The organism is Streptomyces sp. NPDC050509 (assembly GCF_044457965.1).
GTDB lineage: Bacteria > Actinomycetota > Actinomycetes > Streptomycetales > Streptomycetaceae > Streptomyces.
On sequence record NZ_JBITHL010000021.1, the window covers coordinates 13214 to 26486 of the forward strand.

Annotated in this window: 12 protein-coding genes and 1 pseudogene; 9 read left to right on the forward strand and 4 right to left on the reverse strand. The window is 69.5% G+C overall.

The genetic code is table 11. The annotated features are described in order from the left end of the window. Positions 1-81: 81 nt before the first annotated feature. From ACIBJC_RS37170 to ACIBJC_RS37210, 9 genes and pseudogenes are all read left to right on the forward strand, one after another. Positions 82-1248: a mandelate racemase/muconate lactonizing enzyme family protein gene (locus tag ACIBJC_RS37170; protein ID WP_399300704.1), complete on the forward strand. Its 1167-nt coding sequence runs from the start codon at positions 82-84 to the stop codon at positions 1246-1248. 164 nt (positions 1249-1412) lie between these two features. Continuing rightward, a complete protein-coding gene (locus tag ACIBJC_RS37175; protein WP_399300706.1) occupies positions 1413-2753 on the forward strand; it encodes a cation:dicarboxylate symporter family transporter in 1341 nt (446 codons plus the stop codon). Positions 2754-2987: 234 nt separating this feature from the next. Then, complete coding sequence (locus ACIBJC_RS37180) at positions 2988-3737, forward strand: SDR family oxidoreductase (RefSeq protein WP_399300710.1); 750 nt, start codon at positions 2988-2990, stop codon at positions 3735-3737. 550 nt (positions 3738-4287) lie between these two features. Further along, entirely contained in the window at positions 4288-5127 is an 840-nt protein-coding gene (locus ACIBJC_RS37185; RefSeq protein WP_399300713.1) for a helix-turn-helix transcriptional regulator, read from the forward strand. 174 nt (positions 5128-5301) lie between these two features. After that, a complete protein-coding gene (locus ACIBJC_RS37190) occupies positions 5302-5895 on the forward strand; it encodes a TetR/AcrR family transcriptional regulator (protein ID WP_399300716.1) in 594 nt (197 codons plus the stop codon). 126 nt (positions 5896-6021) lie between these two features. Then, positions 6022-6756, forward strand: a complete 735-nt coding sequence (locus tag ACIBJC_RS37195) for an NADPH-dependent F420 reductase (RefSeq protein ID WP_399300719.1) — start codon at positions 6022-6024, stop codon at positions 6754-6756. Positions 6757-7017: 261 nt separating this feature from the next. After that, positions 7018-7716, forward strand: coding sequence for a nitroreductase (locus ACIBJC_RS37200; protein WP_399300722.1), 699 nt, complete (start codon positions 7018-7020; stop codon positions 7714-7716). 168 nt (positions 7717-7884) lie between these two features. Further along, positions 7885-9225 carry an NtaA/DmoA family FMN-dependent monooxygenase gene (locus ACIBJC_RS37205; protein ID WP_399300725.1) on the forward strand — a complete coding sequence of 447 codons (1341 nt, stop codon included), beginning with the start codon at positions 7885-7887 and terminating at the stop codon, positions 9223-9225. A 118-nt stretch (positions 9226-9343) separates the two neighbouring features. Further along, positions 9344-9409 (forward strand): annotated as a pseudogene (locus ACIBJC_RS37210) (hypothetical protein); the annotation flags it as partial. Positions 9410-9639: 230 nt separating this feature from the next. Here ACIBJC_RS37210 and ACIBJC_RS37215 read toward each other — a convergent pair. The 4 genes from ACIBJC_RS37215 to ACIBJC_RS37230 form a co-directional block, all read right to left on the reverse strand. Beyond that, positions 9640-10230, reverse strand: coding sequence for a TetR/AcrR family transcriptional regulator (locus ACIBJC_RS37215; protein WP_399300728.1), 591 nt, complete (start codon positions 10228-10230; stop codon positions 9640-9642). 137 nt (positions 10231-10367) lie between these two features. Beyond that, positions 10368-11381, reverse strand: a complete 1014-nt coding sequence (locus tag ACIBJC_RS37220; protein WP_399300877.1) for an NADP-dependent oxidoreductase — start codon at positions 11379-11381, stop codon at positions 10368-10370. A gap of 75 nt (positions 11382-11456) precedes the next feature. Further along, entirely contained in the window at positions 11457-12368 is a 912-nt protein-coding gene (locus ACIBJC_RS37225; RefSeq protein WP_399300731.1) for an alpha/beta hydrolase fold domain-containing protein, read from the reverse strand. 81 nt (positions 12369-12449) lie between these two features. Then, on the reverse strand, positions 12450-13265 hold the full coding sequence (locus ACIBJC_RS37230) for an oxidoreductase (RefSeq protein WP_399300733.1): 816 nt from the start codon (positions 13263-13265) through the stop codon (positions 12450-12452). Between the last annotated feature and the right edge of the window lie 8 nt (positions 13266-13273).

Sequence of the window (13273 nt, forward strand, 5' to 3'; positions counted from 1 at the left end):
TCTCCACCCCTTGACATCGCGCAGCGGGCCAGCTCACTCTAACAGGCGTTGCATCTTATAAGATATGAGGAAGGCTTCGCAGTGAAGATCACCAACGTCTACGAGGGCGTCGTTCCGATCAGCTCCTCGATCCGCAACGCGTGGATCGACTTCAGCGCGATGGACTGCTCGATCGTCGCGATCGTCAGCGATGTCATCCGCGACGGGAAGCCGGTGGTGGGTTACGGCTTCAACTCCAACGGCCGCTACAGCGCGGGCGAGATCCTGCGCCGCCGCGTCCTGCCGCGGCTGATGGACGCCGAACCCGGCAGCCTGCTCGACGAGCAGGGCGGCCTGGACCACGCCAAGGCGTGGGACGTGATGATGCGTAACGAGAAGCCCGGCGGGCACGGCGAGCGCTCGGTCGCGGTCGGTGTGGTGGACATGGCCCTGTTCGACCTGGCCTCCAAGATCGAGGGCAAGCCGCTGTACCGGTACCTGTCCGAGCGCTACGGCGACGGACAGCCCGACGACTCCGTCTTCGTCTACGCCGCGGGCGGCTACTACGCCCCGGGCAAGACCCTTACCGACCTTCAGGACGAGATGCGCGGCTTTCTCGACCTGGGCTACGACGTCGTCAAGATGAAGATCGGCGGCGCCGACCTGGCGGAGGACCTGCGCCGTATCGAGGCCGTCATCGACGTCCTGGACGGCGACGGCTCCCGGCTGGCCGTCGACGTCAACGGCCGCTTCGACCTCACCACCGCCCTGGAGTACGGGCGGGCCATCGAGCCGTACGGGCTGTTCTGGTACGAGGAGATCGGCGACCCGCTCGACTACCACCTCAACGCCACCGTCGCCGAGCACTACCGCGGCCCCATCGCCACGGGCGAGAACCTCTTCTCCCTCCAGGACGCCCGCAACCTGATCCGCTACGGCGGCCTGCGCCCCGACCGCGACACCGTCCAGGTCGACCCCGCGCTCTCCTACGGTCTGGTGGAGTACCTGCGCATCCAGGACATGCTCCGTCAGCACGGCTGGTCCTCCCGGCGCTGCATCCCGCACGGCGGGCACCAGTTCTCCCTCCACATCGCCGCCGCCCTCAAGCTCGGCGGCAACGAGTCCTACCCCGGCGAGTTCCAGCCCACCGGCGGCTTCGCCGACGACGCCGTCGTCGAGAAGAGCCGCGTCGGCCTGACCGACACCCCCGGCATCGGCTTCGAGAGCAAGGCCGCCTTCTACAAGGTGCTGCGCGCCCTGCACGGCTGACCGCCACCCCGCCGCAGACGCGCCCGCCACCGGGCGGGCGCCGTCGGCCGCGCCGTCGGATACGGGCGCCGCACACGAGATCGGGGGCGCGCGAGCCGCGTCGCGTCCCCCGCACCCCCACGGGACAGGGCTACACACGATCGTCGTGCAAGGGAGCACCAACGATGACAAGCACCACCACCGCCGACCGCCCGCAGCGGTCACGGCTGAGCCGTCTCATACGTGAGCTGTGGTTCCAGGTCGTACTGGCCGCCGTCCTCGGCATCGCCGTCGGCATCCTCGCGCCCGGGCTGGGTGAGGACCTGAAGCCGCTCAACGACTGGTTCATCGCGCTGGTCAAGATGATCGTGATCCCGGTCATCTTCTGCGTGGTCACCACCGGCATCGCCTCCATGGACAACCTGCGCAAGGCGGGCCGGATCGGTGTGAAGGCGATCGGCTACTTCCTGGTGCTGTCCCTGGTGTCCATGCTGATCGGGCTGGTCGTCGCCAACATCTTCCAGCCCGGCTCCGGCCTGCACGTCGACCCCTCGTCGCTGAACGCCGACGACGTGCCCAGGACCGCCACCGAGCACGCCACCTTCACCGGCTTCGTCTCCTCCCTCATCCCCGCCTCCCTGCTGGGCGCGATCACCGGGGACGCGATCCTGGCCGCGCTGATGGTCTCGATCGTCTTCGGTGTGGCCCTGAACATGGCCGGCGAGGAAGGGGCACCGCTGACCCGCGGCATCAAGGCGCTGTCGGACGTCGTCTTCCGCATCGTGGGCTGGGTGATGCGGCTCGCGCCCCTGGGCACCTTCGGCGCCCTGGCCACCGTGGTCGCCACCTACGGCGCCGAGAGCCTCAAACAGCTCGGCTACCTCATCATCCTGTTCACCGCGACCTGCGTCATCTACGTCCTGGTCGTCCTCGGCGCCATCATGCGGGCCTGCCGCCTGAGCCTGTTCGGCCTCATGCGCTTCCTCAAGGCCGAACTGCTCGTCGCCCTCAGCACCTGTTCCAGCGAGGCCGTTCTGCCCCAGTTGGTACGCAAACTGGAGATCCTCGGCGTCGGCCGGCCCGTGGTCGGCATCGTCATCCCCTCCGGGTTCTCCTTCAACCTGGACGGCTCCGCGGTCTACCTCACGATGGCCTCCCTCTTCCTGGCCCAGGCCATGGGCATCGATCTGTCCTGGCAGCAGCAGCTGATCATGGTCGGCGTCATGATGCTCACCAGCAAGGGCACCGCCGGGATCGCGGGCGGCGCGTTCATCGTCCTCGCCAGCACCGTCACCGCGGTCGGCCACATCCCGCTCGCCGCCCTCTCCCTGATCGTCGGCATCGACCGCATCCTCAACGAGGGCCGCGTCTTCATCAACGTCCTCGGCAACGCCGTCGCCACGATCGTGATCGGCAAGTGGGAGAACGACTTCGACACCGAACAGGCCCGCAAGGTCCTGCACTCCCGCACCACCACGCCGCCGCAGGGCGAGTTGGACACCGCCAAGGTCGGCGCCGACACGTAGCCGTGCCCGTCGAGTGCGGTCACCCCTCGACGGCTCCTTTGCCCACCACCGCCTCAGCTCGACCCGATGCCGCGACGCCGAACAGCGACACCGGATCCGCCGGGTGGGACCACTTCACCAGGCAGAGACCGCCGATCCATGGATAAACCTTCCTCTCCCGCCCCCGCGCGGGCGCCCCTACGGTCGAGGCTGCGGGCGCTCATCGGCCCGCCGCAACCAAGGAGCGAACCCCCCATGAAGATGACCGGCAACACGATCCTGATCACCGGCGGAACCTCGGGGATCGGGCTCGGCCTGGCCCTGCGCCTGCACGAGGCCGGCAACAAGGTGGTCGTCGCCGGCCGGCGCGAGGAACTCCTCGACGAGATCACTGCCAAGCATCCGGGCATCGACGCGCTCGTCCTCGATGTCGCGGACCCCGACTCGATTGCCCGGGCCCGTGAGACCGTGGCGGCGAGCCACCCGGGGCTGAACGTGCTGGTCAACAATGCCGGCATCATGCTGCGGGAGAACGTCCTCGACCCGGCCGGACTCCAGGTCGCCGAGGATCAGATCATGACCAACCTGCTCGGCACGATCCGGATGACGTACGCCTTCCTGCCGCTGCTGGTGGGCAAGGAGGATGCGGTCGTCATGAACGTCACCTCCGCGCTGGCGTTCGTACCGTTCCCGATCACCCCGACCTACAGCGCGACCAAGGCCGCGCTGCACTCCTTCTCCGAGAGCCTGCGCATCCAACTCGCCGGTGATGACGCCGGCGTCCAGGTGATCGAGATGGTCCCGCCGGGCGTGCGTACGGGCCTGCTGGGCCAGCAGGACGACGACCACGCCATGCCGTTGGACGACTTCCTCACCGAGACCCTCGACCTGCTGCGCCAGAAGCCCGACGCGAAGGAACTTGTCGTCGAGCGCGCCAGGATCATCCGCGACGCGGAGGCCAACGGCTCCTACGACAACGTCCTCGCCATGATCAGCGGAAGCTGACCGACCCGTAACGACGGAAGCGAAACACACGACCGAAGCCGACGAGGACGACGAGGACACTGTCGGATCAGCACGTGGGCGGTCCCTGCGGGGTCACATCAGGGATGAACGCGAGCCGGACCGCTGCGGGGAGGTCCTCGCCGAAGACGCGGAACGGTAAGGAAGCGTCTTCGCCTTCGCCCCGGTCGCCGGGCTGGAAGCGACCAGCTCCGTCCTGAGTACCGACGGGTACGAGGTCGCCCGTCACCGACGAACACAGTCGTATCGGACGGTCCGGGCGACGAGGCCCGAGGCCGGTCCGAAGCGGCGGGCGTCGTCGACGGGGGGACCGTCGCCGCAGGCCGCCTTCCACGCCGACGGCCTGCGGCGCACCGCCGACGGTCGGCGAATGTCCCAGCGGGTCATGCAGGTCAAGTGGGCATCGGGTCGTCTCGCTGCGAGCGCCCTCGGCGTCGGTCGAACGAGCGGCTTCGCGCGGGTGGGAGAGGACGGCTCATCCATGGACCGGTGGTCTCTGGATAGTCGGGCGGGACGGGGCGAGTATGGAGACATGGACAAGAAAGAACTGGCGGAATTCCTGCGCCGCCGGCGTGAGATGTTGCGCCCGCGCGACGTCGGGCTGACCGAGGGGCCGCGCAGGCGTACGCAGGGGCTGCGCCGCGAGGAGGTCGCGCAGCTCGTCGGCATGTCCACCGACTACTACGCCCGGCTGGAACAGCAGCGTGCTCCGCAGCCCTCCGTCCAGATCACCGCGGCTCTCGCCCGGGCGCTGCGGCTGACCCTGGACGAACGCGACCATCTCTTCGTCCTCATCGGCCACAACGCCCCGGCCCGCTTCCAGCGCTCCGAGCATGTCAGCCCGACGCTGATGCGGGTCCTGGACCGACTGAACGACACCCCGGCCCTGGTGCACACCGACCTGGTCGACACCCTCGCGATGAACCCGTTGGCTGTCGCACTGCTCGGCGACCAGACCCGCCACACCGGTCTGGCCCGCAGTGGCTACTACCGCTGGTTCATGGACCCGGCCGAGCGTCTGCTGTACCCCGAGGAGACCCACGAACGCCACGGCCGTGCCCAGGCAGCGCGCCTGCGGGCCGCGCTGGCAGCGGGCAGCGACACCCCCCGAGCCGCCCGGATCCTCGCCGAACTCCAGGAACACAGCCCCGAGTTCGTCCGCATGTGGGAACTTCAGGAGGTCGCCCAACGCTACGACGACTGCAAGACCATCCTCCATCCCGAACTCGGCCGCATCGATGTCGACGGCCAGGTCCTGTTCACCGAGAACCGTGCCCAGGCTCTGGTGGTGCTGACCACGCGCCCCGGCACGGAGAGCCACAGCAAGCTCGAACTGCTCTCCGTCATAGGGCACCAGCAGCTCACCCCCTGACGTCCTGGTGCCCTTCGGCCGGGGTGTGGGGACCTGTGTGCCGAACCCGGTCAGGGTCGCCGGCGGGTCGCCGGTTTGACCGGACGCCGCCTCCGCTTTACTCTCGAATGCGTACGGAGGCAGCATCCGTTTTGCTGCGACCGCAGGATCACGGCAGGCAGGCAGGAGGGCATCATGGGCGCTGGTGAGCAGCGGGGGCGCAAGCCCCGCGCGGACGTCCAGCGCAATCGCGCTGCCCTCCTGGAGACCGCGCAGCGTCACTTCCTGCGGCACGGGGTCGGCACCTCGCTTGAGGCGGTGGCCAAGGAGGCGGGCGTCGGGCCGGGCACCCTGTACCGGCACTTCCCCACGCGGGAGGCGCTGCTGGCGGCTGTGCTGCAGACGCGTTCCGAGGAGCTGGTGGCCCGCCAGGCGGACATCGATCAGCTCGGCGACCCGGTCGATGCGCTGGAGCAGTGGCTGCGGGCGATGGAGGAGTACTTCAGCGCCTTCAGCGGGCTGCCGGACCCGCTGATGGCCGCGGCCAGGGCGCAGGAGCCGGACAACCCGCTCACGATTCCCTGCGACATCCTCATCTCCGCCACCGATCAGTACGTGGAAGCGGCGCAGCTCGCGGGGCGTGTGCGCGCGTCGGTGCGGGGGCACGACCTGTTCCTCGCGGCCTGTTCCGTTGCCTGGATCAAGGGCACCGGCATGGAGGAGGAGCCGCTCGACCGGCTCCGCACGCTCATCGCGAGCGGCTACCGCGAGCGGGACGTCCAGGCGTAGAACGCCGGCACCACCCCGCTCCACCCCGCAACGCCAGGCGGCACCCCGCAACGCCGGGCGGCACCACGACGCGGCCATCACATCGCGCTGCCCTCAGGGGCAGCACAACCTCCCAAGGGATAAATCATGAAAATTACTGTCATAGGCGCCGGTGCCATCGGCGGGAACCTCGCTGCCAAGCTCAGCACGGCCGGTCACGACGTCCAGGTGGCCGACGCCCGCGGCCCCGAGACCGTCCGGGCACAGGTGCTGGAGTCCGGGGCCCGTGCGAGGGACCTCGCCGACGCCGTCCAGGGCCGGGACGTCATCGTCCTGGCCGTCCCCTTCGGGGTGGCGGGGAAGCTGGCCGGCCTGTTCGCCCCGGTCCCCGCCGAGACGGTGGTCATCGACACCTCGAACTACTATCCGCACCTCAGCGGGCAGATCGAGGCCGTGGACAACGGCGAGGTCGACAGCGTGTGGAACGCCGAACAGCTGGGGCGCCCCGTGGTCAAGGCGTGGAACGCCGCCCTGGCCGAAACCCAGCGGACCCGGGGCGTTCCGGCCGGAACACCCGGCCGCCTCGCCATCCCCGTCGCCGGCGACTTCGAGGAGGCGCGGCGTGTGGCCATGCAGCTCGTGGACGACACCGGCTTCGACCCCTACGACGCCGGCACGCTGGCCGACTCCTGGCGCCAGCAGCCCAACAGCCCCGCCTACTGCACCGAGCTGACCCTGGAGGAGCTCCCGGCGGCCCTGGCCGCGGCCGACCGCGTCAAGGACGCGGCCATCCGCGACAGCGTGCCGGAACGCTTCGCCACCCTCCCGGCCACGGCCACCCTGGAGGACATCGTCGAAATGAACCGCGCCGCCCACCGCTGAGCCACCGACGCGGCTCTCGCGCACACAACGGCACCAGGGCGACAGCGTCGGCACGCCACGCACACACACGACGAACACGAAGAGCGCACAGCCCCCCACGCTGCAGCCTGCGGCCCCGGCACGCCGCTGCCCACGAGCATCCGCAAGCCTGCCGGTACCCGTAGGGGTGCGTCCGCACCCGGCCCTTACGCCGGCCGCCTCCTGGTGTGGCCTGCCGTACTGCGCCGTGGCGGTGACTGCGCGCCATAGAGAGGAACCGCCTTGCCCGGCACCGCATCACCCTTCACCGACATCGCACGCTCCCGACGCTCCCCCCGGCGGTTCCTGCCCGCCGCCCTGTCCCCTTCGGACATCCGCGGTGTGCTGGAAGACGCACAGACGGCCCCCTCGAACAGCAACACCCAGCCGTGGGCGGTGCACGTCGTCTCGGGTGCGGCGCGGGAGGCCCTGGGCAAAGAGCTGCTCCGGGCCGAGGAGGAGGGACGGACCTCCCCGGACTTCACCGATGGCTACGGTGAGGGCATCTACCTTGAGCGGGCGCAGGCCCTGGCCGCAGCCAATTACGGAGCCCGGGGCATAGCGCGCTCGGACCGGGAGGGCAGGCGGGCGGCGGTCCGCGAGAACCTGGAGTTCTACGGCGCGCCCCATGCCGCCTTCCTGTTCATGCCGGCACTCGGCGACGGGGTGCGGACGGCCGGCGACATCGGCATGTACGCGCAGAACTTCCTGCTCTCGCTGGCGGCCCGGGGGCTGGCCGGCATCCCGCAGACCGTACTCGGCGTCTACGCCGACACCGTCCGCGAGTTCCTGGGCGTTCCCGAGGAGCTCAAGCTGCTGTTCGGCATCTCCTTCGGCACGGCCGACCCGGCGGCACCGGTGAACGCGGTCGGCAGGGAGCGGATCCCGCTCCAGCGGAGCGTGGTCCTGCATGACACCCCTGGCGTCCTCGACAGGCAGTAGCACGTCCGCCCGCAGGAACCGTCCGGCGCGTGGGTCCGGGCCACCACTCGGCCGGCCCGGGCCCGGCGCCGCAAGGCTTTTGACAATTCGGAGGATGCCTCCGTATTCTCGTCGGGAAGGCAACCGGAGGAGCCCTCCGTTTTCATCGCCTCGTCTGGAGGAGCAACCATGACAAGCCGACAGATGATCCTGGGCATGCAGTTCAGCGGCGGTTACGGGGCCGCGCCCGGGGCCTGGCGGCTGCCGGGTGCGAACCTGAACAGCTACACGGACATGGACCAGTTCGTGCGTTACGCGCAGGCCGCCGAGCGGGGAAAGGTCCAGCTGCTGTTCATCGCGGACACCCCGGTCCTGGACGTCGACCTCGACCACCACGCCCCGCACCACATGATCGACCCGCTGCTGATCCTGACCGTCCTCGCGCGCGAGACCGAGCGGATCGGCCTGGTCACCACCGCCTCCACCACGTTCACCGAGCCCTACAACCTCGCCCGCCAGTTCAAGGCCCTGGACGTGATCAGCCGCGGCCGGGCCGGCTGGAACGCGGTGACCACCTCCGACCCCGCCGCCGCGGCGAACTTCGGCGCGACGATCCCGCCGCGCGCGGAGAAGTACGAGCGTGCCCACGAGGTCATCCAGATCGTCCAGGCACTGTGGGGCAGCTGGGAGAAGGATGCCTGGCTGCTCGACGTCGAGGGCAAGCGGTTCGCCGACATGGAGAAGATCCAGCCGGTCAACCTCCAGGGCAAGCATGTCGCCTCCCGCGGCCCGCTGCCCATTCCGCCGTCCGAGCAGGGCCAGCCGGTCATCTTCCAGGCGGGTGGCGGCAGTTACGGCCTGGAAATCGCGGGCCGGTACGCCAGCGGCGTCTACGCCAACCCGTACACCATCGAGGACGCCCGGGCCCAGCGCCAGACCCTGCGGGACGCCGCCAAGCGCGCCGGACGCGACCCGGACGAGGTGAAGATGCTCGCCGGCTTCATGCCGACCATCGCCCCCTCCCGCCAGGCCGCCCTGGAGCGGCGCCACTTCCTGGACGAGGTCGTCGACCTGGACCAACGCGTCCGCTACCTCGGCGCCATGATCGGCCTCCCGCTCGGCCCCGGCCGGCTCGACGAGCCGCTGACCGCGGACCAGCTCGCCGACGCCATGCCCAGTCCGCACGACCCGCGCTCCGCCCGCGCCCTCGAAGTGGCCCGGGAAGGCTGGACCCTGCGCGACGTGCTCGCCCACGGCGTCATCGACTACCACCCGGTGGTCGCCGGCACCGCCGCCGACGTGGCCGACCACATGCAGCAGTGGTTCGAGGCAGGGGCCTGCGACGGCTTCTCGATCGCCATCGACAGCTACCACGACGGCTTCGACGCCTTCGTCGACCAGGTCGTCCCGATCCTGCGGGAACGCGGCTTGTTCCACGACGACTACGAAGGCCCCACCCTGCGCGAGAACCTCGGCGCCCACGAGCAGTACGGCCTCGACCCACGCCTCACGAAGCCAGCCCGGTCATGACCACCACCCCGCACCCGTCCAACTCCGCGCCCCCTCAAGCGTTCCGCGACGCCATGGCCGCCGTCGCCCCCGGTCAACCGTGGTTACCACCATGGATGGCGATCGCCCTCACAGCACCATGGTCAGCGCCTCCGCCTCCTACTCCCAGACACCCCCGATGGTGGCGATGCCGCTGGACAATCGCTCCCAACTCCTTGCGCTTGTCCGCCGCATCGGCCGCTTCGGCCTCAACCTCCTGGGCGCCGCCGGCAGGCTGGGAGACGGCCCTGCGCTCCCGGAGCTACGCCGAAGCGGCAAGTGGCCGAGAGTGACGTTGGTGGAGCTCGGTGTGGCCAACCGTGGCGGCGGGGACGCTCGGCCGGGGGCGTGGTGTGGAGCGGCTCGGGCGGGGCTGCCGCGTGGTGCTGCGGCGTGTCAGCGGGGCTCCTGCGCGCAGAGCAGAGTGAGGGCGTTACGGATGCCCTCTTCGAGGAGTTCGTCGGAGAGCCGCCGGTCGGCCAGGGCGCGGGAGAGCTGCAGCGTCCCGACCATCATGGCGTAGACGCTGAGGGCCTTCATGTGCACCGAGCGCGGATCGGCAGGCGCCAGGCGGGCGCCGATACCGTCGATGACGGCGAGTACGCCGTCGGTGTACGCCTGCTTGGTCTCGTCCGTGCAGCGCCCGATCTCATCGAGGAGAGCGGCGGAGGGGCAGCCCTCGTCGGGACTGTCGCGGTGCTGGGGCGACAGATACCACCGCACTATCTGCTCGAGTCCGGCGATCCCGGGGGCCGCCTGCTCGATGACGTTCGCGTACTGCGCGCGCAACTGGTCCGCGACCGCGGTGGTCACGAGGTCGTCCTTGGATGCGAAGTGGGCGTAGAAGGCGCCGTTGGTCAGTCCGGCGTCCGCCATCAGCGTCGAGATGCCCGAGCCGTCGATACCGTCCTGCTTGAACCGGCGGCCGGCGGTCTCTATGATCCGCTGCCTCGTCGCCTGCTTGTGGTCTTTCTCGTAACGCGCCACGCGCTCGCTCCTTTGTGCGCCGGAAGGGTCACCTGCCCTCCGCCGGCTTCGCCATCATATTGGATTGCGAACGTACTCCAATGGTGTGCGGACGGCGGCTTGAAGCACCGCCATGCCTTCTCTGCGGCCAGCCCGATTCAGTCGCTGTCGGGCGCCATCGAGATCACGACCTTTCCGGCCGTGGTACGCCCCTGCGCAACGTACGCCATCGCCTCAAGCGTCCGGTCGAAGGGGAAAGTTCGGTCGATGACCGGGCGGAGCCGTCCGTTGTCGTACAGGGCGCCGAGTTCACGGAGCTGGGCGCCGCTGGCCTGCATGAAGAAGAACTGATAGCGCACCCCCAGGGCCTTGGCCTGCTTGCGCACCTTGCGGCTGAGCGCGTTCATGACCACGCCCATGAACGACGGGGCGTCGAGTTGCCTGGCGAACCCGACGTCCGGCGGGCCGACGACACCGATGGCCAGGCCGCCCGGCTTCAGCACAGTCAGCGACTTCTCGAGGTTCGTCCCGCCAAGGGAGTCCAGCACCAGGTCGTAGCCGGACAGCACCTGCGAGAAGTCCTCCTTGGTGTAGTCGACGACGATGTCGGCGCCGAGGCTCCTGACCAGCTTCTCGGTGCGGGAGTTCGTGGTCGTCGCCACCGTGGCACCGAGGTGCTTGGCGAGCTGGATGACCGTCGATCCGAGGCCACCTGCACCGGCGTGGATGAGCACCTTCTGACCCGGCATCACGTGGGCGCGGTCGACGAGGATCTGCCAGGCGGCCAAGGCCACCAGCGGCACCGCGGCCGCCTCGGGGAGGGTGAGTGACTCCGGCTTGGGCGAGACGTCGTCCTGGTCGATCGCGATGAACTCGGCGAAGCCTCCGATCCGCAGGTCGCGGGGGCGTGCGTAGACCTCGTCGCCGACTGCCAAGTCGCGCACGGCCGACCCGACCTGCGTCACGATGCCGGCGACGTCGTGGCCGAGCACGAACGGAAGCCTGTACTTCAGGAGTCGTTTGAACTCCCCGTTGCGGACCATTTTGTCCAGCGGGTTGATGCTGGTGGCGCTCACTCGGACCAGGACGTCGCCGTCCCCGACCGCAGGCTCGGGAACGTCTGCGGCGCGCAGGCCGTCCTTGCCGTACTTCTCGACGACGAATGCCTTCATGTCAGCCACCCCTTTTGCGTGATCTTCTCGGTTGCTTTCTCTGCGGACGATGCGCATGTCCGGGCAGCTTCCACATCAGCTGCCGAGGTGCCGTCGAAGCCACTGCCCCATCTGCTCGATCGCCCGGTCCACCTCGGGCACGCGCCCCGCGCCCAGGATGAACGAGTGCTGGCCCCCGGGCAGCGGGCGGACCTCGGAGAGGATCTTGAAGTCGGCGAGTCGACGGCCGAAGTCGGCGCCCTCGCCGGCGAGCGCCTCGTACTCGCCGTAGTGGAGGGCCGTGGGCGGCAGGCCGGTCAGGTCGGCGTTCACGATGCTGATGTCGGGGGCGGCGAAGTCCACGCCGGGGTCCTGCAGCCAAGCCGCTCGGAACTGCTGGAGGATGTCCCGGCTGAGCATCTTGTCGAGTTCCTCGTTCTCGTCCACCTTCGGGTTGCTGATGGTGAGGTCGGTCCACGGCGAGATGCTGATGATCGCCCCAGGGGCTGCCTCGCCCTTGGCGAGCAGGCGCAGCGGCAGCGCGACCGCGAGGGTGCCTCCGATGGAGTGGCCGGTGCTGCCGATGTTCCGCGGCTCGTAGCCCTGCGCGAGCAGCCAGCGGTAGGCGGTCTCGGCGTCGTCGATCTGCGCCGGGTGGGGGTGTTCGGGCGCCAGACGGAAGCCCACGACGAGTGAGCGGGCTCCGGCCGCCTTGGCGATGTGGCCGGCTGCCTTGCGGTCCGATGCGATCGAGGCGGCGACCGATCCGCCGAAATGGAAGTGGAGCAGCGCCTTGTCGGGGTCGGCGCCCTCAGGGATGGCCCACAGGGCGGGGACGCCGCCCGCGTCCACGTCGGCGTAGGTGACGCCTTCCGGCTCGGTCGAGGCCGAAGCGTGTGTGTCGACGATGGCGCGGACGACGGCCAGATCGAGGCCCGGTGTCGACGCCTTCGCGCGCACGCTTTCGAGGAACTGCGCGAACTGCTGTGCTTCCGTGCTGATTCCCATGATGGTGATGCTCCTTGTCAGGTCCGAGCTGAGCGCGCGCGCCTCTCGCGCGCACTGCGGGGCGATGGGCCGGGGGCGACGTCAGCCGGGCAGCCGGTTGAATTTGCGGATCTGCTTGTCGAAGATCCCGGCGGGGACGAGGCGTCGCGCGGTGGTGATGCGTGAGGCGAGCGGTCCGGCGGTGTAGCGCAGCTTCGGCTTCGGGGCGGTGGCTGCCGTGACGATCTCCTTGGCGACGACGGCGGGGTCGTCGCCGGTCTTCATCGCCGCAGCGAGCACTTCGTCGAAGACACGCCGCCGCTCCGCATACAGCGGCAGCGGGGTGTCGGGCTGCGCGGCATTGGCATCGAAGGCGGTCCGGGTGTAGCCGGGCTCGACGAGCAGGACGCGGACGCCGTGCTCGCGGACCTCGTGGTCCAGGGACTCGGAGTAGCCCTCGACGGCGTGCTTCGCGGCGACGTAGAGGGCCATGTAGGGCTGCGGGATGACGCCGAGGACGGACGAGAGGTTGACGATGCGTCCACGGCCCTGGGTGCGCATGTGCGGCAGGACGGCCTTCGTCATGCGGACGAGACCGAAGAAGTTGAGGTTGAAGAGGCTCTGGGCCTGGGCGACGGAGTTCTCCTCGGCGGCGCCGGCCGAGCCCAGACCGGCGTTGTTGACGAGGACGTCGATCCGTCCGAACCGTTCGATCACTTTCTGGACGGCGGCGGTGACGGATTCGTCACTGGTCACGTCGAGGTCGAGGAAGGTCACGTCGGCGGGCGGGGTGAGGCCCGAGGTGTTCCGTCCGGTTCCGATCACCTCGAACCCGGCTGCGACGAGGGCGCGAGCGGTGGTGTTACCGATCCCCGATGACGCCCCCGTCACGAGTGCTACCGGCCGATGTGTCGCCATCACGGACT

What these genes read in the sequence shown, in the direction of transcription:
- ACIBJC_RS37220 (WP_399300877.1), bottom strand. Translation starts at nt 11,381, where the DNA reads ATGAAGGCATTCGTCGTCGAGAAGTACGGCAAGGACGGCCTGCGCGCC.
- ACIBJC_RS37230 (WP_399300733.1), bottom strand. Translation starts at nt 13,265, where the DNA reads ATGGCGACACATCGGCCGGTAGCACTCGTGACGGGGGCGTCATCGGGG.
- ACIBJC_RS37195 (WP_399300719.1), top strand. Translation starts at nt 6,022, where the DNA reads ATGAAAATTACTGTCATAGGCGCCGGTGCCATCGGCGGGAACCTCGCT.
- ACIBJC_RS37185 (WP_399300713.1), top strand. Translation starts at nt 4,288, where the DNA reads ATGGACAAGAAAGAACTGGCGGAATTCCTGCGCCGCCGGCGTGAGATG.
- ACIBJC_RS37190 (WP_399300716.1), top strand. Translation starts at nt 5,302, where the DNA reads ATGGGCGCTGGTGAGCAGCGGGGGCGCAAGCCCCGCGCGGACGTCCAG.
- ACIBJC_RS37175 (WP_399300706.1), top strand. Translation starts at nt 1,413, where the DNA reads ATGACAAGCACCACCACCGCCGACCGCCCGCAGCGGTCACGGCTGAGC.
- ACIBJC_RS37205 (WP_399300725.1), top strand. Translation starts at nt 7,885, where the DNA reads ATGACAAGCCGACAGATGATCCTGGGCATGCAGTTCAGCGGCGGTTAC.
- ACIBJC_RS37225 (WP_399300731.1), bottom strand. Translation starts at nt 12,368, where the DNA reads ATGGGAATCAGCACGGAAGCACAGCAGTTCGCGCAGTTCCTCGAAAGC.
- ACIBJC_RS37180 (WP_399300710.1), top strand. Translation starts at nt 2,988, where the DNA reads ATGAAGATGACCGGCAACACGATCCTGATCACCGGCGGAACCTCGGGG.